The organism is Leifsonia sp. AG29 (genome assembly GCF_009765225.1).
Lineage (GTDB): Bacteria > Actinomycetota > Actinomycetes > Actinomycetales > Microbacteriaceae > Leifsonia.
Genome location: NZ_VMSF01000001.1, coordinates 1,502,144 through 1,521,054, shown reverse-complemented (window position 1 = coordinate 1,521,054; position 18,911 = coordinate 1,502,144). Strand labels below are relative to the sequence as shown.

The 18,911-nt window shown below is 69.8% G+C and carries 17 protein-coding genes; 6 read left to right on the top strand and 11 right to left on the bottom strand.

Translation table 11 applies throughout. The features are described 5' to 3' along the window. Window positions 1-11: 11 nt before the first annotated feature. The 5 genes from FPT20_RS07370 to FPT20_RS07350 all read right to left on the bottom strand — a co-directional run bounded on the left by FPT20_RS07370 (window position 12) and on the right by FPT20_RS07350 (window position 6,549). On the bottom strand, window positions 12-1,784 hold the full coding sequence (locus FPT20_RS07370; protein WP_199245709.1) for a proline--tRNA ligase: 1,773 nt from the start codon (window positions 1,782-1,784) through the stop codon (window positions 12-14). Window positions 1,785-1,822: 38 nt separating this feature from the next. Continuing rightward, the gene (gene ispG, locus FPT20_RS07365) at window positions 1,823-2,956 is read right to left on the bottom strand and encodes a flavodoxin-dependent (E)-4-hydroxy-3-methylbut-2-enyl-diphosphate synthase (protein WP_158867917.1); all 1,134 of its coding nucleotides are present in this window, start codon (window positions 2,954-2,956) and stop codon (window positions 1,823-1,825) included. Between the two features lie 89 nt (window positions 2,957-3,045). Next, complete coding sequence (locus FPT20_RS07360; RefSeq protein WP_199245706.1) at window positions 3,046-4,377, bottom strand: M50 family metallopeptidase; 1,332 nt, start codon at window positions 4,375-4,377, stop codon at window positions 3,046-3,048. Between the two features lie 44 nt (window positions 4,378-4,421). After that, complete coding sequence (locus FPT20_RS07355) at window positions 4,422-5,504, bottom strand: 1-deoxy-D-xylulose-5-phosphate reductoisomerase (RefSeq protein WP_199245705.1); 1,083 nt, start codon at window positions 5,502-5,504, stop codon at window positions 4,422-4,424. 58 nt (window positions 5,505-5,562) lie between these two features. Continuing rightward, entirely contained in the window at window positions 5,563-6,549 is a 987-nt protein-coding gene (locus tag FPT20_RS07350; protein ID WP_158863995.1) for an FKBP-type peptidyl-prolyl cis-trans isomerase, read from the bottom strand. An 83-nt stretch (window positions 6,550-6,632) separates the two neighbouring features. Between FPT20_RS07350 and FPT20_RS07345 the strand changes: the two genes are divergently transcribed. From FPT20_RS07345 to FPT20_RS07335, 3 genes are all read left to right on the top strand, one after another. After that, window positions 6,633-7,970 (top strand): aminotransferase class III-fold pyridoxal phosphate-dependent enzyme, encoded by a 1,338-nt coding sequence (locus tag FPT20_RS07345; protein WP_158863993.1) that lies wholly within the window; start codon window positions 6,633-6,635, stop codon window positions 7,968-7,970. A gap of 13 nt (window positions 7,971-7,983) precedes the next feature. After that, window positions 7,984-8,895 carry a hypothetical protein gene (locus tag FPT20_RS07340; RefSeq protein ID WP_233265429.1) on the top strand — a complete coding sequence of 304 codons (912 nt, stop codon included), beginning with the start codon at window positions 7,984-7,986 and terminating at the stop codon, window positions 8,893-8,895. Between the two features lie 66 nt (window positions 8,896-8,961). Continuing rightward, a complete protein-coding gene (locus FPT20_RS07335; protein ID WP_158867911.1) occupies window positions 8,962-9,732 on the top strand; it encodes a lysophospholipid acyltransferase family protein in 771 nt (256 codons plus the stop codon). 24 nt (window positions 9,733-9,756) lie between these two features. Here the strand turns inward: FPT20_RS07335 and FPT20_RS07330 are convergent, their stop codons facing one another. Next, window positions 9,757-10,230: an OsmC family protein gene (locus tag FPT20_RS07330; protein WP_158863991.1), complete on the bottom strand. Its 474-nt coding sequence runs from the start codon at window positions 10,228-10,230 to the stop codon at window positions 9,757-9,759. 37 nt (window positions 10,231-10,267) lie between these two features. Between FPT20_RS07330 and gabT the strand changes: the two genes are divergently transcribed. Both gabT and FPT20_RS07320 read left to right on the top strand, forming a co-directional pair. Next, window positions 10,268-11,629, top strand: coding sequence for a 4-aminobutyrate--2-oxoglutarate transaminase (gene gabT, locus FPT20_RS07325; protein ID WP_158863989.1), 1,362 nt, complete (start codon window positions 10,268-10,270; stop codon window positions 11,627-11,629). 8 nt (window positions 11,630-11,637) lie between these two features. After that, window positions 11,638-12,636: an asparaginase gene (locus FPT20_RS07320; protein WP_199245703.1), complete on the top strand. Its 999-nt coding sequence runs from the start codon at window positions 11,638-11,640 to the stop codon at window positions 12,634-12,636. Window positions 12,637-12,675: 39 nt separating this feature from the next. On the opposite strand, the gene FPT20_RS07315 is transcribed toward FPT20_RS07320, so the two are convergent. Genes FPT20_RS07315 through FPT20_RS07300 form a run of 4 tightly spaced genes read right to left on the bottom strand, consistent with a single transcriptional unit; the run spans window position 12,676 to window position 16,794 of the window. After that, complete coding sequence (locus FPT20_RS07315; protein WP_233265428.1) at window positions 12,676-13,497, bottom strand: ABC transporter permease; 822 nt, start codon at window positions 13,495-13,497, stop codon at window positions 12,676-12,678. Further along, window positions 13,494-14,414 (bottom strand): ABC transporter permease, encoded by a 921-nt coding sequence (locus FPT20_RS07310; protein ID WP_158863985.1) that lies wholly within the window; start codon window positions 14,412-14,414, stop codon window positions 13,494-13,496. Before FPT20_RS07310 ends, FPT20_RS07315 begins: the two co-directional genes overlap by 4 nt. Next, the gene (locus FPT20_RS07305) at window positions 14,414-15,613 is read right to left on the bottom strand and encodes an ABC transporter ATP-binding protein (RefSeq protein WP_158863983.1); all 1,200 of its coding nucleotides are present in this window, start codon (window positions 15,611-15,613) and stop codon (window positions 14,414-14,416) included. Before FPT20_RS07305 ends, FPT20_RS07310 begins: the two co-directional genes overlap by 1 nt. Continuing rightward, the gene (locus FPT20_RS07300; protein ID WP_442786503.1) at window positions 15,613-16,794 is read right to left on the bottom strand and encodes an ABC transporter substrate-binding protein; all 1,182 of its coding nucleotides are present in this window, start codon (window positions 16,792-16,794) and stop codon (window positions 15,613-15,615) included. Before FPT20_RS07300 ends, FPT20_RS07305 begins: the two co-directional genes overlap by 1 nt. Before the next feature lie 389 nt (window positions 16,795-17,183). Between FPT20_RS07300 and ald the strand changes: the two genes are divergently transcribed. Continuing rightward, the gene (ald, locus tag FPT20_RS07295; protein ID WP_158863979.1) at window positions 17,184-18,299 is read left to right on the top strand and encodes an alanine dehydrogenase; all 1,116 of its coding nucleotides are present in this window, start codon (window positions 17,184-17,186) and stop codon (window positions 18,297-18,299) included. 19 nt (window positions 18,300-18,318) lie between these two features. On the opposite strand, the gene FPT20_RS07290 is transcribed toward ald, so the two are convergent. Beyond that, entirely contained in the window at window positions 18,319-18,846 is a 528-nt protein-coding gene (locus FPT20_RS07290) for a hypothetical protein (protein WP_233265427.1), read from the bottom strand. Window positions 18,847-18,911: the final 65 nt, after the last annotated feature.

The window sequence follows — 18,911 nt, the reverse complement described above, 5'->3', positions numbered from 1 at the left end:
GCGACACCCGCTCAGCGCGCGGCGGTCAGTCGCGCGACGGCGTCGTCGATCGCGAGCGTCGTGCGCTCCCCGGTACGGCGATCCCACAGCTCGACCTCGCCGTCGGCCGCGCCGCGCCCGACAACCACGACCTTCGGGACGCCGATGAGCTCCGCGTCTCCGAACTTCACGCCCGGAGACACCTTGGGCCGGTCGTCGTAGAGGACGTCCAGGCCGGCGGCCTCGAGCCGGCCGACGGTGTCCTCGGCGACGCGGTACGCGAGGTCGTCCCGACCCGTGGCGACGATGTGCACGTCGAACGGCGCGATCGACTCCGGCCAGATCAGGCCCTTCTCGTCGTTGTTCTCCTCCGCGATGATCGCCATGATGCGCGTGACGCCGATGCCGTAGGAGCCCATGGTCACGGTCACGAGCTTGCCGTTCTCGTCGAGCACCTTCAGCCCGAGCGCCTCCGCGTACTTGCGCCCCAGCTGGAAGACGTGCCCGATCTCCATCCCGCGCGCGAGCTCGACGGGGCCGGAGCCGTCGGGCGCCGGGTCGCCGGCCTTCACCTCGGCGACCTCGACGACGCCGTCCCAGCCGAAGTCACGGCCCGCGACGAGGCCGAAGACATGCTTGCCGGCGATGTTCGCTCCGGTGATCCAGCCCGAACCGTCGGCGACGCGGGGGTCGACGACGTACCGGATGCCCGTCGAGGACTTCTCGCCCAGCACCGCGCCGGCCTCGGCCCACGGACCGATGTACCCCTTCACGAGACCGGGGTGCGCTGCGAAGTCCTCATCGGTGGCCGCCTCCACCTCCGCCGGCGCGAACGCCACCTCGGCTCGCTTCAGGTCCACATCGCGGTCGCCGGGGAGGCCGACGATCACGAGGTCGCGGGTCCCATCGAGGTGGGTCAGCGCGAGGACGACGTTCTTCAGGGTGTCGGCAGCTGTCCAGGCGCGTCCGTCCGGCCGCGGGTGCCTCTCGTTGGCCAGCTCGACGAGGGACTGGATCGTGGGCGTGCCGGGGGTGTCCAGCACTTCCTGGGGGGTGAGCTTCTCGTACGAGCGCGAGGGGGGCGCGACCGTGGTGAACGCCTCCACGTTCGCCGCGTACCCGCCCGCGGAGCGGACGAACGTGTCCTCGCCGACGGGCGTCGGGTGCAGGAACTCCTCGCTCCGCGAGCCGCCCATGGCGCCCGCGTCGGCTTGGACGATCACGTAGTCGAGCCCGAGGCGCGAGAAGATGCGCTCGTACGCGTCACGCTGCGCCTGGTAGCTCCTGTCGAGGCCCTCGTCGGTGTAGTCGAACGAGTAGGCGTCCTTCATGGTGAACTCGCGGCCGCGGAGCAGGCCGGCCCGCGGACGCGCCTCGTCGCGGTACTTGTCCTGGATCTGGTAGATCGCGAGCGGGAGGTCCTTGTAGGACGAGTAGAGGTCTTTCACGAGGAGGGTGAAGACCTCCTCGTGCGTCGGCGCGAGCAGGTAGTCCGCGTCCTTGCGGTCCTTCAGCCGGAAGATGCCGTCGCCGTACTCCTCCCAGCGGCCGGTGGCCTCGTAGGGCTCGCGCGGCAGCAGAGCCGGGAAGTGCACCTCGTGCGCCCCGGCGGCCTCCATCTCCTCGCGGATGATCCCCTCGATGCGGTTCTTCACCCGGAGACCGAGCGGCAGCCAGGCGAAGATGCCCGGCGCCTGACGACGGATGTAGCCGGCGCGGACGAGAAGGCGGTGGCTCGTGACCTCGGCGTCGGAGGGGTCTTCACGAAGGGTCCGGAGGAAGTAGTTGCTCAGGCGAGTAGGCACCGTTCCATGTTAGAGGGAGCGGAGGGGCGCCTCCGCGCTCAGTGCGCGCCGACGCTGACGGTCGGCTCGCCCGAGGGCGCGTCGCCCATCTCGGCGGCGATGCGGTTCGCCTCGGCGATGAGCGTTGCGACGATCTCCGACTCGGGCACGGTCTTGATGATCTCGCCCTTGACGAAGATCTGGCCCTTGCCGTTGCCGCTGGCGACGCCCAGGTCGGCCTCGCGGGCCTCGCCCGGACCGTTCACGACGCAGCCCATGACGGCGACGCGGAGGGGCACGCTCATTCCCTGGAGCCCCTCCGTCACACTGTCGGCCAGCGAGTAGACGTCGACCTGCGCCCGGCCGCAGCTCGGGCACGAGACGATCTCGAGCTTGCGCTCCCGGAGGTTCAGCGACTGCAGGATCTGGAGCCCGACCTTCACCTCCTCGGCGGGAGGCGCGGACAGCGACACGCGGATGGTGTCGCCGATGCCCTCGCCGAGCAGGATGCCGAAGGCGGTCGCGGACTTGATGGTGCCCTGGAACGCCGGGCCGGCCTCGGTGACGCCGAGGTGGAGGGGCCAGTCGCCGCGCTCGGCGAGCATGCGGTACGCCTTCACCATCACGATGGGGTCGTTGTGCTTGACCGAGATCTTGAAGTCGTGGAAGTCGTGCTCCTCGAACAGGCTGGCCTCCCACACGGCCGACTCGACGAGCGCTTCGGCCGTCGGCTTGCCGTACTTCTCGAGGAGGCGCCGATCGAGCGACCCGGCGTTGACGCCGATCCGGAGGGACACCCCGGCCGCCTGCGCGCGACGCGCGATCTCGCCGACCTGGTCGTCGAACTTGCGGATGTTGCCCGGGTTCACGCGCACTCCGGCGCAGCCGGCGTCGATCGCCGCGTAGACGTAGTTCGGCTGGAAGTGGATGTCCGCGATGACGGGGATCTGACTCTTCTTCGCGATGATCGGAAGCGCTTCGGCGTCATCGCGGCTCGGCACCGCGACGCGCACGATGTCGCAGCCGGAGGCGGTCAGCTCGGCGATCTGCTGGAGCGTCGCGTTGATGTTCGTGGTCGGCGTCGTGGTCATCGACTGGACGCTGATCGGGGCGTCGCCGCCGACCAGGACCTTGCCCACGCGGATCTGACGGGACTTGCGACGGGGTGCGAGGGTCTCGGGGACTTTCGGCATCCCCAGGTTGATTGCTGCCACGCGTTCATCCTACGCGGGAGGGTGGGAGGCGGCTGGGCATCGGCCGAGTGCCGGGGCGGCGCGCCCGGTCAGCCGAAGAGGTTCACCGGCTTGACGATGTCGGCGTACATGAGCAGGAGGCTCATGCCCCCGAGCACGACGACGACCGCGAAGGTCAGCGGCATGAGCTTCGCCATGTCGACGGGGCCCGGGTCGCGCCGGCGCATGACCTTGGCGGCGGTGCGACGCAGTCCCTCCCACAGCGCGCCGGCGATATGGCCGCCGTCGAGCGGGAGGAGGGGCACGAGGTTGAACACGAACAGGGCGATGTTCAGCGACGCGAGCATCCCGATCATCGTGTAAACCTTGTCGACCACCGGCACGCCGTTCAGAGCCGTCAGCTCCCCCGCCGCGCGTCCGATCCCGACGACGCTGATCGGGCCGTTCGGGTCGCGCTGGCCGGAGCCGAACGCGGCGTTCCAGACGTCGACCATGCGCTGCGGCAGGTGCACGAAGACGTTCACGACCGCGCCGGTCTGGGCTCCGACGGCGGGGAGGACCGCGGTGGCCGGTTGCGGCACGAGGTGCGGCTCGGCCCCGATCCCGACGAAACCGACGGTCATCGTCTCGGTCTTGCCCGCCGAGTCTTTGACGACCGCGCCCGCGGAATCCGTCTTGGGCACGGTGTTGGTCACCGGCGTCAGCTGCACGGTGCGCTCCGTGCCGTCGCGGCGGACGACGACCGTGAGGGTCCGGCCGGCGGACTCACGGATGATGGTGGTCGACTGCGCCCAGGTGCTGATCGCACGCCCGTCGATGCTCACGATCGTGTCGCCGGGCTTCAGCCCCGCCTTCGCGGCCGGGCCGGCGGCCATGTCCGAGGTGCAGGTCTGGGAGGCGCTCGTGGCGGGACGCACGCACTGGCTCACGGACCCGATCGTCGTCGAGCTCTGCGGGGTCCCGAAGCCCATGAGGAGGACGCCGAAGAGCACGACACCGATGACGAGGTTCATGAACGGACCGCCGAACATCACGACGATCCGCTTCCACACCGGGAGGCGGTAGAAGGTGCGGTCCTCCTCGCCGACGGCGACGGTCTCGGAGCTCTGCGTGCGGGCGTCCTGCACCATCTGCTGCATGAAGCCGGTGGTGGCGTTGCGGCCGGCGCCTCCCTCCTTGCCGGGAGGGAACATGCCGATCATCGAGATGTAGCCGCCGAGCGGGATCGCCTTCACGCCGTACTCGGTCTCACCGCGGCGGAACGAGAACAGCGTCTTGCCGAAGCCGATCATGTACTGCGTCACCTTGACGCCGAACAGCTTGGCCGGGACGAGGTGGCCGAGCTCGTGCAGGGCGATCGAGAGCGCGAGGCCGATCAGGATGATGACGACGCCCAGGATGAACAGGAGCACGGAATCCACGGGCTCAGGCTAGCGGGGACGGCTTGGAGGGAGCCGGATGCTCGCTATGCGTCGGCGATCAGCCGGCGCGCCGCGGAGCGCGCCCAACGCTCCGCCTCGGCGAGCGACTCGCGCGTGAGCTCCTCGTCCGGCCTGTGCTCGTCGACGACGCGCGCGACGGTGTCGACGATGTCGAGGTAGCCGAGGGCTCCGGCGTGGAAGGCGGCGACCGCCTCCTCGTTCGAGGCGTTGAAGACGGCCGGGTAGGTCGCGCCGGCCTCCCCGACGCGCTTGGCCAGCGCCACGGCCGGGAACGCATCCGCGTCGAGCGGCTCGAAGGTCCACGCGTGCGCCGCGGTCCAGTCGAGCGGTGCCCCCACCCCGGCGACGCGATCGGGCCAGCCGAGGCCGAGGGAGATCGGGAGGCGCATGTCGGGCGGCGACGCCTGCGCGATCGTCGACCCGTCGACGAACTCGACCATCGAGTGCACCACCGACTGCGGGTGGACGGTCACCTCGATCCGGTCGTAGGGGACATCGAACAGGAGGTGCGCCTCGATCACCTCGAGGCCCTTGTTGACGAGGGTCGACGAGTTCGTCGTGACGACGAGCCCCATGTCCCAGGTCGGGTGCGCGAGCGCCTCCTTCGGCGTGACGCTCCGGAGGGAGTCGCGCGACCGGCCGCGGAAGGGGCCACCCGATGCCGTGAGCACGAGACGGCGCACCTCGCGCGGCGTGCCGGCGCGGAGGGCCTGTGCGATGGCGGAGTGCTCCGAGTCGACCGGAACGATCTGCCCGGGAGCGGCCGCGCGCTTCACCAGCTCGCCGCCGACGATGAGGCTCTCCTTGTTGGCGAGCGCGAGCCGGGCGCCGCTCTCGAGGGCGGCGAGGGTCGGCCCCAGCCCGACGGACCCGGTGATCCCGTTGAGGACGACGTCGGCCTCGACCGAGCGGACGAGCAGCTCGGAGTCCGCCGCGCCGAGAGCGGTGTCGACGACGCCGAAGCGCTCCGCCTGCTCGGCGAGCTGCGCTGCGTTGCTCCCGGCGCTCAGGCCGACGACCCGGAACAGGTCCGGGTTCGCCGTGACGACGTCGAGGGCCTGGGTCCCGATCGATCCGGTCGATCCGAGGATGATGACTCTGCGCACGGACTCATCGTACGAGCACCGGCTCATCGTCCGGCGACCGGCCGGTGCCGGCTCGCGATCAGCGCGCGGTCTTGAGGATGTCGATGACGAACACCATGGTGTCGGTGCCCTTGATCTCCCCGGATCCCTGAGCGCCGTAGCCGTCGGCGGGCGGGATGACGGCGATCACCTGGCTGCCGACCTTCTGGCCCTCGAGCGCCTTCTGGAAGCCGGCGACCACGCCGGTGGTCTGGAAGGAGGCGGGGGCGCCGCGGCTCCAGCTGGAGTCGAACATGCTGCCGTTCCGCCACAGGACGCCCTTGTACTGGACCGTCACCGTGTCGCCGGACTGCACCGTGTCGCCGCTGCCCTGCTTGAGCACGGCGACCTTCGTCTCGGTCGGCGGATCGGTCTTCGGGATCGTGATGCGGGGCTCGCCGGTCTTGGCGTCGAGCTTGACCGTCGGGAAGCCAGCCGGAGGCGTAACGGACTTGCCGTCGGCGCGCGTCGGCGTCAGCGAGATGACGTCGGCGACGAACACGACCGAGTCCTTCGCTGTCAGGTTGAGCTTGGAGATGTCGACGCTGCCGAACGCCTCCTTCGCCGGAGCGGTGAGGACCACCCGCGTTCCGAGGCGCTCGCACTCGATGGCGCGGACGAGTCCCGGGACGAAGGCCTTGTCGTTGACCTGCACCGTCTGCGCGGGCTGGTCCCCGAACCCGGAGGCCGGGGTCAGCTCCTTGCCGGTCGTCCCGTTGTACGCGGCCAGCGCGATGTCGACCGACGACCCGCCCTGAACCGTCGCACCGTCGCCCTTGATGACCACGGTGCGCTCCACATCGCTCGTCTTGAGCGGCGACGGGATGGTCACGGTCGGCGCCGCGCGGAAGGCGCCCTCGACCTTGACGGAGTCGGACGTCTTGCCGGATTTGACGTTCTGGCAGGCGTTCGCGGCGGGCGTCGCGCTCGAACTGGGGGACGGGCTCGAGGCGCTGCAGGCGGCCAGGCCGGTTGCGAGGAGGACGGCGGCGGCCGCGGCGGTCAGCACGGAGGAAGTCTTGGGCACGGTCCCCCATCCTGCCCTACCTCCCCGACGTCAAGCTGACAGGTCGGCCAGGGACCGCTGGGAGCGCCGCCTACGATGGAACCATGACGCGCGAATTCTCGGTCCCCCAGTCCCGTCACCTCGTCACCGACCTCCCCGGCCCGCGATCGCTCGCGCTGCAGGAGCGCCGTATCGCCTCGGTGAGCCGCGGAGCGGGGACCCTCGCGAACATCTACATGGAGTCGGGGTCGGGGGCGATCCTCGTCGATGTCGACGGCAACCGCCTCATCGATCTCGGCTGCGGCATCGGCGTGACGACGATCGGACACGCGCACCCCGCGGTCGCGGCTGCCGCGGCGGAGCAGGCGGCGAAGCTCACCCACACCCTCTTCACGGTCACTCCGTACGAGAACTACATCCGGGTGGCGGAGAAGCTCGCCGAGATCACCCCGGGCGACTTCGAGAAGCACAGCATCCTCGTGAACTCCGGGGCGGAGGCGGTCGAGAACGCCGTCAAGATCGCCCGTCGATTCACCGGCCGGCGCGCCATCGCGGCCCTCGATCACGCGTTCCACGGCCGCACCAACCTCACCATGACGATGACGTACCGGCCGTGGCCGGAGCGCGCGGGCATGGGGCCGTTCCCCGGCGAGATCTACAGCCTCCCCACCAGCTACCCGTTCCGCGACCCCGACGGGATGACGGGCGAGGAGGCCGCCGAGCGGACGATCGACTACATCACGACCCACATCGGCGCCACGGAGCTCGCCGCGCTGTTCGTCGAGCCCATCCAGGGCGACGGGGGCGTCATCATCCCCGCTCCGGGATACTTCCGGCGGCTGTCGGAGTTCTGCGCCGAGCACGGCATCGTCTTCGTCGCCGACGAGATCCAGGCGGGCATCGGGCGCACGGGCACCTGGTACTCCATCGAGCACCACGGTGTCGTCCCCGATCTCGTCACCAGCGCGAAGGGCATCGCCGGCGGCTTCCCTCTGGCTGCCGTCACGGGCCGAGCCGAGATCATGGACGCCGTCCAGCCGGGAGGCATCGGCGGCACGTTCGGCGGCAACCCCGTCTCGACGGCCGCCGCCCTCGCGGTCTTCGACGTCTTCGAGCGGGAGGGTCTCCTGGCGGAGGCACAGCGCGTCGAGCGCGTCTTGCAGGCGCGCATCGGCGACTGGGCCGACCGCTTCCCCGTCGTCGGCGAGGTGCGCGGCAAGGGCGCCATGTTCGGCGTCGAGCTCGTGGAACCCGGCACCCGGAACCCGAACCCGGGCGCGCTGCGGGAGGTGCTCTCGCACGCGACGCGCAACGGTGTGATCCCGCTCGACGCGGGCAGCTGGGACAGCGTGCTGCGCCTCCTCCCCTCGGTCGTCATCAGCGAGGAGCTGATCGACGATGCGGCGACGGTGCTCGAAGCGGCCCTCGGCCGGGTCTCCTGACCGACGGATCGCCGTGGTCTCCCGACGTCCGGCGCGCCGCACGCGCCGAGCACACCGGTGGCCGTCCCTCCCTGCGCTGCGTGCCGTCCTCGCCGGGCTCGCCGGCCTCATCCTGGCTCTGCTGACCGCGCTCGTCCCGGCTTCCGCGATCGCCGAGCCTCCGCCGCCCTTCGAGCCGGGCGACATCATCAGCGACGACAGCTTCTACAATCCGGACGCGATGACGGCGCCAGAGATCCAGGCCTTCCTCGAGAAGCGGGACTGCGCACCGAAGGACGCCTCGCCGTGCCTGGCGGACTTCCGCATGGACACGCCGGCGAGGGCCGCGTCCGCCGGGCGGTGCGCGGCGCTGCCCTCCCGCCGGGACGAGCCCGCGAGCAGCATCATCGATCGCGTCGCGAAGGCGTGCACGATCAGCCCGCGCGTGCTGCTCGTCCTGCTGCAGAAGGAGCAATCGCTTCTCACCACGCCGAGCGCGGCCGGGTATCAGCGCGCCACCGGTTACGCCTGCCCCGACACCGCCGAGTGCGACAAGCGCTACTTCGGCTTCTTCAATCAGGTCTACCGGGCCGCCTGGCAGTTCCGGGAGTACACGGTGCATCCCTCCGACTGGCGCTATCGCATCGGCCGGAACGCCATCCAGTACCACCCCGACGCGAAGTGCGGATCGAGCGAGATCACGATCGTGAACCAGGCGACGGCGAACCTCTACAACTACACGCCCTACCAGCCCGACCGCGCGGCCCTCGCCGCGCCGAAGGGTCCCGGAGGGCCGTGCTCCGCGTTCGGCAATCTCAACTTCTCGAGGCTGTACCAGGCGTGGTTCGGATCGCCTCTCGCCGTCCGCTACTCCGGCTTCGTCGAGCCGTGCCTCATCTACACCGGGGGGTTCGGGTGCCCGCCCGTGCTCCCGCTGGGCCGGTGACGCGCGTGGCTTCCCGCCTCCATGCCGGAAGCGGAATACGGCCGCGTCTAGTCTCATCGGGTGAGTATGCGCGCCCCCGCTGACGGGACCGTCTCCGGCGACGACGCCGGCGCGGTCAAGAGCCCGGGTGCGCTCTACTTCATCGGTCGCTGGATCGTCGCCCCGATCGCGAAACTCGTCTACCGCCCGCGGGTCATCGGCCGGAAGAACGTGCCCGAGCACGGCAAGGTCATCCTCGCGAGCAACCACCTGTCGTTCATCGACTCGGTCCTCATCCCCATGACGTCGCCTCGCCGGGTGCAGTTCCTGGCCAAGTCGACGTACTTCGAGGGCCGCGGCCTCAAGGGCCGCGTGTCGCGCGCCTTCTTCACGGCGATCGGCGCCGTCGGCGTCAAGCGGGGCGCCGGCCAGGCGGCCCAGGAGGCGCTCGAGCAGTCCCGGCGGATCATCGACTCGGGTGCCGCGTTCGCCCTCTATCCGGAGGGGACCCGCTCGCTCGACGGCCGGCTCTACAAGGGCCGCACCGGGATCGGCTGGCTCGCGCTCACCACCGGCGCGGTCGTCGTCCCGGTCGGGCTGATCGGCACGGACGAGATGCAGCCTGTCGGCGTGTCGTTCCCCCGGGTGCGTCGGGTGACCGTCGCGTTCGGGGAGCCGATCGATGTGTCGCATTACGGGTCTGCGGAGTCTGGCCGCGCACGCCGGCTCGCCACGGACGAGATCATGGCCGCGATCCACGCCCTGACCGGTCAGGAGCTCGCGGGCGTCTACAACGAATCGCCGCCGGCGAACACGGTGGAGCGGGTGAGGCGCGCCCTCCGCCCGGAGCGGCTCTGACCCTCCCCGGTGCCCCGCGGAAGCTCAGACGAGCGTCAGAAGCTCCGGCTCGTGGATCACGGGGAAGTTGACGCTCGCCGCGATGAAGCACTTCTCCGAGGCCGGCCCGTGGAGGCTCGCGGCCAGCTCGGCCTGCGCCGGGTCGGCGATGGTCACCCGGGGCCGCAGCGTCGCGCTCGTGAAGTGGCCCCCGCCGTTCGAGGTCTGCTGCATGGTGCCCGTGGCCTCGTCGGTGTACCCCACGACCTCGACCCCGGCCCAGGCCGCCTCGGCCAGATAGCTGAGCATGTGGCACTGGGCGAGGGCCGCCAGGAGGAGCTCCTCCGGGTTCCAGCGGTCCCGGTCGCCGAAGAACGCGCGGTCCGCCGAGCCCTCGATCGGGTGCTTGCCCTCCGCACTCACGACGTGATCGCGACCGTAGGCCTTGTAGCCGCTCGTGCCGGTCCCCCGGTTCCCCGTCCATTCCACTGCGACCGCATACGTGTGCTCGAGCTTCATGGTCCGATTCTCGCACCGCGGTTAGACTCGGATCACCATGACTGACACCGTGAGCACGACCGCGCCCGTCTACACCGTCCCCCAGGAGCGCCGCATCGTCACCGCCGTGCCGGGCCCCCGATCGCAGGAGCTGCACCAGCGGCGCCAGGCGGTCGTGCCGGTGGGCGTGTCGTCGGCCCTCCCCGTCTACATCGCCCGCGCGAACGGCGCGATCCTCGTCGACGTCGACGGCAACCAGTTCGTCGACTTCGGCGCCGGCATCGGGGTGACCACGATCGGCCACACCGAGAGCACGGTCGTGGCGGCGGCCGCCGATCAGCTCCAGGACGTCATCCACACCCTTTTCACGATCACCCCCTACGAGGAGTACGTGCGCGTCGCCGAACTCCTCGCCGAGCACACGCCGGGCGACCACGCCAAGAAGACCGTGCTCGTCAACTCCGGCGCCGAGGCGGTGGAGAACGGGGTGAAGATCGCGCGCAAGCACACCGGCCGTCGTGCCGTCGCCGTCCTCGACCACGCCTACCACGGGCGCACCAACCTCACGATGGCGATGAACTACAAGGCCATGCCGTACGCCAGCGGGTTCGGGCCCCTCGCCGGTGACGTCTACCACGCGCCCGGCTCCTACCCGTACCGCGACGGCCTCAGCGGCGAGGAGGCCGCTGCCCGCACCATCGGCTACCTCGAGAAGGTCGTCGGCGCCTCCGACCTCGCGTGCCTCGTCGTCGAGCCGATCCAGGGCGAGGGCGGCTTCATGGTCCCCGCCGACGGATTCCTGCCGGCCCTCCAGGAGTGGTGCACTGCGAACGGCGTGGTGTTCATCGCCGACGAGATCCAGAGCGGCATGGCCCGCACCGGCCGCTTCTACGCGAGCGAGCACTTCGGCCTCGTGCCCGACCTCGTGCTCAGCGCCAAGGGCATCGCGGGCGGCCTCCCGCTCGCCGCGGTCACCGGCCGCGCCGAGATCATGGATTCCGCGCAGCCGGGCGGTCTCGGAGGGACCTTCGGCGGCAACCCCGTCGCCGCCGCGGCGGCGATCGCGGTCTTCGAGCAGCTCGAGAAGAACGATCTCGTCGCCGAGGGTGCGCGGATCGAGCGCGCACTCAAGCCCGCGCTCCTCGAGCTCCAGAAGAAGTACGACGTGATCGGCGACGTGCGCGGCATCGGCGCCATGATCGCCATCGAGCTGGTGCAGCCGGGCACGGGCGAGACCACCAAGGTCCCGAACCCGGAGGCGGTGGCGGCGATCATCGCGCACGCCGCGCAGAACGGCGTCCTGCTGCTCAACGCGGGCACCTGGGGCAACGTGCTCCGGTTCCTCCCGAGCCTCGCGGTCAGCGACGAGCTCATCGCCGACGCGGTCTCCGTCATCGACGACGCCCTCGCCTCCCTGTGAGCGGAGCTGTGAACGCGTCCCCGGCGGTGTTCGCGGGCTCGGAGGCGGCTGAGCTGGCCGTCGTCGAGCGCAGCGGATTCGTCGAGTCCCGCCATCTCGGTTCCGCGGTCGTGCTCGCGCCCGACGGCACGGTGGCGCGCAGGCTCGGCGCGCCCGACAGCCCGATCTTCCCGCGGTCCACCATGAAGCCGTTCCAGGCGGTGGCGGTGATGGGCGCCGGCGTCCCGCTCGAGGGCAGCTCCGCTGTGCTCGCGACCGCGAGCCACGCCGGCACACCGGCCCACCTGTCGGTCGTCCGCAAGCTCCTCGCCCAGGCCCAGCTCGCGGAGGACGCCCTTCAGTGCCCGCCCGACTGGCCGCTCGACGCCAAGGCGCGGGAGGAGGCGATCCGCGCCGGCGATCAGAAGCAGCCCCTGTTCATGAACTGCTCCGGCAAGCACGCTGCCATGCTCATCGCCTGCCGGGTCAACGGGTGGCCCACCGAGAGCTACCTCGACCCGCAGCACCCCCTCCAGCACCACATCCGGGATACCGTCGAGCGGCTCACCGGCGACAAGGTGGTGGCGACCGGCGTCGACGGCTGCGGCGCCCCGGTCCACGCGATGTCGCTGCCCTCGCTGGCCCGCGGCATCCAGCGCTTCGCGACGGCGTCCGACTCGTCGCCGTTCGCCCTGTTCCGCAATGCCGCGACGATCCGGAACGCGGTGCTCGCCGACGGCTGGGCGATCGACGGCCCGGGGCGCGCCAATACGGTCGTGATCGACGAATTGGGCATGTTCGCCAAGGGCGGTGCGGAGGGCGTCATGGTCATGGCCGCGCCCGACGGGACGACCGTCGCGCTGAAGGTGCTCGACGGCAGTTCGCGCGGCGCCACGGTCGCTGCGCTCACGCTGCTGGCACGCGCCGGAGCGCTCAGCGAGAGCGCTGTCGCGACCGTGCTGGAGAAGCTCGACCTCTCCGTGCTCGGCGGCGGCCGACCCGTCGGCAGCATCCGCGCCACCGTCTGAGCTCCCGGCGGGAGGGCGCGAGTCGCCCCCTCCCGCCGGTCAGCCGACGCTGCGCGCCAGACGACGCGCTCGAGCGGCCGCGGACAGCTGGGTGATGAGGACGACGAGGATCGTCAGGATGAACACCGCCGACGCGATCACGTTCGCCTGTGCCGGGATCCCACGGGACGCCGCGATGTAGATGTACATCGGGAAAGTCGTCACCGCACCCGCGTTGAAGTTCGTGATGATGAAATCGTCGAAGCTCAGCGAGAACGACAGCAGCGCGGCCGACAGGATACCCGGCAGCAGCAGGGGGAACGTGATCCGCCAGAAGACGGCGTTCGGCGAACCGTACAGGTCACGCCCGGCCTCTTCGAGGGCAGGGTCGAGAGAGGCGACGCGCGCCTTGACGGTCACGACCACGAAGCTGATGCAGAACATCACGTGCGCGACGATGATCGTCCCGAAGCCTTTGTTGACGCCGAGGCTCAGGAACTGGGCCGCGAGGCCCGCGCCGAGCACGACCTCCGGACTCGCCATGGGGAGGAACAGCAGCAGGCTCGTCTGCGAGCGGAACCGGAAACGGTACCGCATGAGCGCTATGGCGATCATCGTCCCGAGGACCGTCGCGACGACGGTGGCGATGAGCCCGATGATAATGCTCGCCATGAACGCATCGCAGATGCCGGCGGCGTCGCAGACGTTCGTCCAGTTCCGGAGGGTGAATCCGCGCCAAGCGATGTTGTTCTTGATGGCGTCGTTGAACGAGAACACGAACGTGTAGACGATCGGGATCAGCAGGAAGGCGAGGGCCAGGAACGCGTAGACGCCGAGGCCGAGGCCCGGGAACCGGAAGCGGTTGCGGCCGGTGTCGCTCACAGCAGGTCCTCCGTTCCGCTCCGTCGCACGTAGACGCCGACGATCACGAGGATCACGGCCATGAGGATCACCGACATCGCCGCCGCCGTCGGGTAGTTCTGCAGGACGAGGAAGTTCGACTCGATGACGTTGCCCATCATCGAGGTGTCCGCCGCCCCGAGGAAGTCCTGCGAGGCGTTGATGTAGTCACCGGCCGCCGGGATGAACGTCAGGAGCGTCCCGGAGACGATGCCCGGCATCGAGAGCGGGATCGTCACCTTCCGGAACGTCGTCCAGCTGCTCGCGTACAGGTCCTGGCCCGCTTCGAGGAGGCGGGTGTCGAGTCGCTCGAGCGTGGAGTAGAGCGGGAGGGTCATGAACGGGATGAAGTTGTAGGTGAGCCCGAAGATGACCGAGAACGGTGTCCCCGTGATGTGAGCGTCCGGCGGCAGGATGCTCAGCGCCTTGAGGCTGCTCGCGATCCACGCGTCGTCGCTGAGGATCGCCTTCCAGGCGAGCGTCCGCAGCAGGAAGCTGATGAAGAACGGCGCGATGACGAGGGTCATCAGGAGGTTCTGGAGCACCGGCCGGGCACGCATCTTCACGCCGATGAAGTACGCGAGCGGGTAGCTGATCACGAGCGCGGCCGCCGTCGCGATGAGGGCGTAGCCGAACGACCGGAGGATCTGGGGCCAGTACTCGGCGATCGAGTCGGTGTAGTTGCTCCATTGGAACGCCGCCTGGTACTCGCCGATGTCCCCGTCGACCACCGGCGCCTGGAAGGACGTGATGATGAGCGAGACGAGCGGCGTCAGGAAGAACAGCACCAGATAGAGGACGCCGGGCAGCAGGAGCACGAGCGCGATCCCTGACTTGCGGCGGACAGCGGGCTCCCGGTCCTGGGTGGCAGGGGCACTCGTGAAGGCGGCGATCGCCATCAGGCCTCCTCGAGCTCAGCCAGCATCCGGTCCTTGGCCTGCGCTGCGACGGCGCGCGTGTCGGTGTCGTCGACGAAACGCCCGTCGGCGGGAGGCTCGTCGGCCAGGACGAAGGTGTGCGATGCGTCCCAGGAGAGCCAGACCTCCGCCCCCAGACCCGCGACCGGCCCGCTCGTCCTGTTCTGAGCGAAGACGACCATCGTGCCGACACCGGGCACATCGACCAGGTACTGCGTGCTGACGCCCGAGAACGAGACGTCGATCACCCGGCCCGGCCCGAGGAGGTTCACGCCGGCCGGTGCGGCGGCTTCGCTCTCGTGGAGCGAGAGCTTCTCCGGCCGCACACCCACCGTCACACGTCCCGACGCGCGTTGCGCGCGGGATCGCGGAATCCTTATGCGGGCGCCCGCCACCTCCACGCCGATCGTCTCCCCGCTCGTCTCGATCACCGGACCGGCGAAGAGGTTGGACTGCCCGAGGAAGTTCGCCACGAACACCGTGGCGGGCAGTTCATAGAGCAGCTCGGGCGCCCCCATCTGCTCGATCCGTCCGCGGTTCATCACGGCCACGGTGTCGGCCATCGTCATGGCCTCCTCCTGATCATGCGTGACGTGCACGAAGGTGAGCCCCACCTCGGTCTGGATCGACTTCAGCTCGAGCTGCATCTGGCGGCGCAGCTTCAGGTCGAGCGCTCCGAGCGGCTCGTCGAGCAGGAGGAGCGCGGGTCGGTTCACCACGGCGCGCGCGAGAGCGACGCGCTGCTGCTGGCCTCCCGACAACTGCGCCGGGCGGCGCGCCGCGAGGTGGTCGAGCTCGACGAGCCGGAGGGCCTCGTGAGCCTTCCCGATCGGGTCGGAGATGCGGCGCCGGCGCAGGCCGAACGCGACGTTCTCGAGGATCGTCATGTGCGGGAACAGCGCGTAGCTCTGGAACACCGTGTTGACGGGCCGCTGGAAGGGCTTCGTCGTCGTGACGTCGCGGCCGCCGATCAGGATCCGGCCCTCGGTCGGCTCCTCCAGCCCCGCGACGAGCCGCAGGGTCGTGGTCTTGCCGCAGCCGCTCGGACCGAGGAGCGCGAAGAACGATCCCGCGGGGATCGTCAGGTCGAGCTCCTCGATCGCGGTGAACCCGGGGAAGCGCTTCTTGATGCCGACGAGCTGCAGGTCGGCGCCGGACTCGGCGAAAACTCCCTTCGCCATCAGGCCCCCAGGATCACCTTCTGGAACGCGGCCTGGTACTTCTGCTCCTCGGCCGGGCTCAGCGAGCGGAACACGTGGGCCTTGGACAGCGTCTCCTCGTCGGGGAAGATCAGCTGGTTGTCGGCGAGAGCCGGGTCGATCTTCGTCGCCGCCTCCTTCGCACCCTGCACCGGCGTGATGTAGTTGACCCAGGCGGCCACCTCGGCAGCGACCTCGGGTTCGTAGTAGTAGTCGATGAGCTTCTCGGCATTGGCCTTGCGGGGCGACCCGACCGGGATCACGAAGTTGTCGCTCCACAGCGTGCCGCCGGCCTCCGGCAGCGCGAACTGCCAGTTGTCACCGGCCTCCGCATTCAACTGGGTGATGTCGCCCGACCAGCAGATCGCCGCGAGCGTGTCGCCGGACTTCAGGTCGTTCAGGTACGAGTTGCCCTTGATGTTGCGGATCTGGCCGTCGCTGACCTCCTTGGTCAGCTTGTCGATCGCCTTGTTGAAATCGTCCTCGCTGAAGTCCTTCGAGATGTCGACGCCCTGCTGGAGGAGGAGCAGGCCCATCGTGTCGCGCATCTCGCTCAGAACGCCGACCTTGCCCTTGAGCTCCGGCTTCCAGAGGTCGTCGACCGAGCGCAGGCCTCCCGGGAGCTTCTCCTTGTTCCAGCAGATGCCCGCGAAGCCGCTCTGCCACGGCAGGGACTTGGTCCGGCCCTTGTCGAAATCCACGTCCACGAGGTTCGCCACGAGGTTCTTCTTGTTCGGGATGGCGGACTCGTCGAAGCTCTGCACGTACCCGAGGCGGATCCACCGGGCGATCATCCAGTCGGTGAGGCAGACCGTGTCGGCTCCGATGTCCTTGCCGAGCGCCAGCTGGTCCTTCACCTTCGCGTAGTACGTGTTGTTGTCGTCGACGGCGACGTCGTACTTGACCCGGAGCCCGGTCTGCTTCTGGAAGGACTCGAGCGTCGGATACTTGCCGTTCGAGTCCTGATCGAGGTACGCCTGCCAGTTCGCCCAGGTGAGCGTCTTGTCCGACGCTGACTGGTCCTTCGCCGCGGAGGGCCGGCTCGATGCTCCGCCGGAACAGGCGGCGAGCGTGAGCGCGGCAGCACCGGCGCCGACGCCGGCGAGGAGGCCGCGCCGCGTGAGCTGGGAGGCGCGGGCGGCCTGGACCAGCCGGCGGGTCATCGGGTCTTGCGGGAGGTGCGTGGAATTCACTGATGCTCCTTCAGGGTCGGACACATGCCACGGCCGGGCGCCCCGCCGACGCACATCCTCGTGGCGCCGCGTGGGTCCGATCCTGGCATAGATGCGTTGCGATCCGCAGCAATCGCAGTGCGAATCGTCCATCCGGAAACACACTTGTTACGAAATCCGTTCCGTTCCGGTCGTTTTGCCCGGGAAACCGCATCTGTCTGTATGGTTTGTGCTCCGAGGGCGCCCGAACCACCGATTCCGCAAGTCAGAATGCACGGTCATCACGGATTCAGCACGAAACCTTCCAGAAATCAGTCGAGATCCTCCGTGAACCCCGCTATCGTGAGAGCGAACCACCACGTCGAAGTGAGAGGAAACCCATGAAGGTCGCGATCCCCCGCGAGATCAAGAACAACGAGTTCCGGGTGGCGATCACGCCGGCCGGCGTGCACGACCTCGTCGGCGGCGGCCACGAGGTGTTCGTCGAGTCGGGTGCGGGCGAGGGGTCCTCGATCCCCGACGAGCTGTACGCGGCGGCCGGTGCGACAATCCTCCCCGACGCGGCCGCCACCTGGGCCGCCGGCGAGCTCGTCCTCAAGGTCAAGGAGCCCATCGAGAGCGAATACGGGCACTTCCGCCCCGGCCTCGTCCTCTTCACGTACCTCCACCTGGCCGCGGACGAGAAGCTGACGCGCGCGCTCATCGACAGCGAGGTCGTCGCCATCGCGTACGAGACGGTGCAGCTGCCGAGCCGCGCGCTCCCCCTTCTCGCCCCCATGTCCGAGGTCGCCGGCCGTCTCGCGCCGATCGTCGGCGCCAACACGATGCTGAAGCCGAACGGCGGACCGGGCCTGCTCGTCCCCGGCGTCCCGGGGACGCACCCGGCCGTGGTGACCGTGCTCGGCGGCGGCGTCGCCGGAACCAACGCGGTCTCGGTGGCCGTGGGCCTCGGCGCCGAGGTCACGGTGCTCGACACCAACATCCAGCGCCTCCGGGAGCTCGACGCCCTCTACGCCGGTCGCATCAAGACGATCGCGTCCAACGGCTTCGAGATCGACAAGGCGGTCGTCGCCTCCGACCTCGTCATCGGCTCGGTCCTCGTGCCCGGTGCCAAGGCTCCGAAGCTCGTCACCAACGAGCTCGTGTCCCGCATGAAGCCGGGCAGCGTCCTCGTCGACATCGCCGTCGACCAGGGAGGCTGCTTCGAGGACTCGCACCCCACCACGCACGCCGACCCCACGTTCACGGTCCACCAGTCGCTGTTCTACTGCGTGGCGAACATGCCCGGGGCGGTGCCCCACACCTCTACCTACGCCCTCACCAACGCGACGCTTCCCTACGCGCGTGCGATCGCGGGCAAGGGCTGGCTGGAGGCACTCCGTGCGGACGGATCGCTCGCGCTCGGCCTCAACGTTTACGCCGGGCGGGTGACCAACCGGGGCGTGGCCGAGGCCCACGGCCTGGAGGCGGTGGAGATCAGCGAGGCGCTCGCCTGATCGCCGAGCGGGGCCCGGGTCAGGAGACGTCGAACCACTGGTCGCCGATCTCCACCCGGGTGCCGCGCGTCACCCGGTAACGGCGTCCCGCCTCGCAGTGGCGCGCGACCCCTCCCAGGGGGTGCGCGACGGTGCCGTTGCCGGAGTACCGGTCGCAGATCCAGAGCTCGCCGCCTTCGAGGCCGAACTCGAGGTGCGTCTTCGAGACGCTGCGGGCCGGGTCGGACACCACGACCAGCTGGTCGACGGTCTCTCCCGGCTGGGTGATCGGCCGGCGCCCGAGAAGCCCCGAACCGGTCACCTCCACCACCTCGCCGGTGGAGAAGCTGAGCGTGAAGGGGCGCGGCGCGGTCGCCCTCGGCGCGGACTCGATCGGCAGCACGATCGCCTCGGTGGGCGCCAGGCCGTCGTCCTCCTCTGCGTCAGCGCTGCGGAGACCGCTCGGGAATCGGCCCGCGACAGCGGGAGCCGGAGGGCGATCGGCCGGCCGGTCCGAGATGATCGACGTGTCGGAGGGGCGCGGATCGGCGACCTCCCGGGGGCGCACCCTCGATGCCGTGACCGAGCTTCCGCAGTTACCGCAGAACAGGCTCCCCGCGGCGAGCTCCGCTC

Excerpts from the sequence above, each read along its gene's own strand:
- ispG (WP_158867917.1), bottom strand. The coding sequence starts at position 2,956 with ATGCCGAAAGTCCCCGAGACCCTCGCACCCCGTCGCAAGTCCCGTCAG.
- FPT20_RS07345 (WP_158863993.1), top strand. The coding sequence starts at position 6,633 with ATGACGCGCGAATTCTCGGTCCCCCAGTCCCGTCACCTCGTCACCGAC.
- FPT20_RS07335 (WP_158867911.1), top strand. The coding sequence starts at position 8,962 with ATGCGCGCCCCCGCTGACGGGACCGTCTCCGGCGACGACGCCGGCGCG.
- FPT20_RS07330 (WP_158863991.1), bottom strand. The coding sequence starts at position 10,230 with ATGAAGCTCGAGCACACGTATGCGGTCGCAGTGGAATGGACGGGGAAC.
- gabT (WP_158863989.1), top strand. The coding sequence starts at position 10,268 with ATGACTGACACCGTGAGCACGACCGCGCCCGTCTACACCGTCCCCCAG.
- FPT20_RS07310 (WP_158863985.1), bottom strand. The coding sequence starts at position 14,414 with ATGGCGATCGCCGCCTTCACGAGTGCCCCTGCCACCCAGGACCGGGAG.
- FPT20_RS07305 (WP_158863983.1), bottom strand. The coding sequence starts at position 15,613 with ATGGCGAAGGGAGTTTTCGCCGAGTCCGGCGCCGACCTGCAGCTCGTC.
- FPT20_RS07300 (WP_442786503.1), bottom strand. The coding sequence starts at position 16,794 with ATGACCCGCCGGCTGGTCCAGGCCGCCCGCGCCTCCCAGCTCACGCGG.
- ald (WP_158863979.1), top strand. The coding sequence starts at position 17,184 with ATGAAGGTCGCGATCCCCCGCGAGATCAAGAACAACGAGTTCCGGGTG.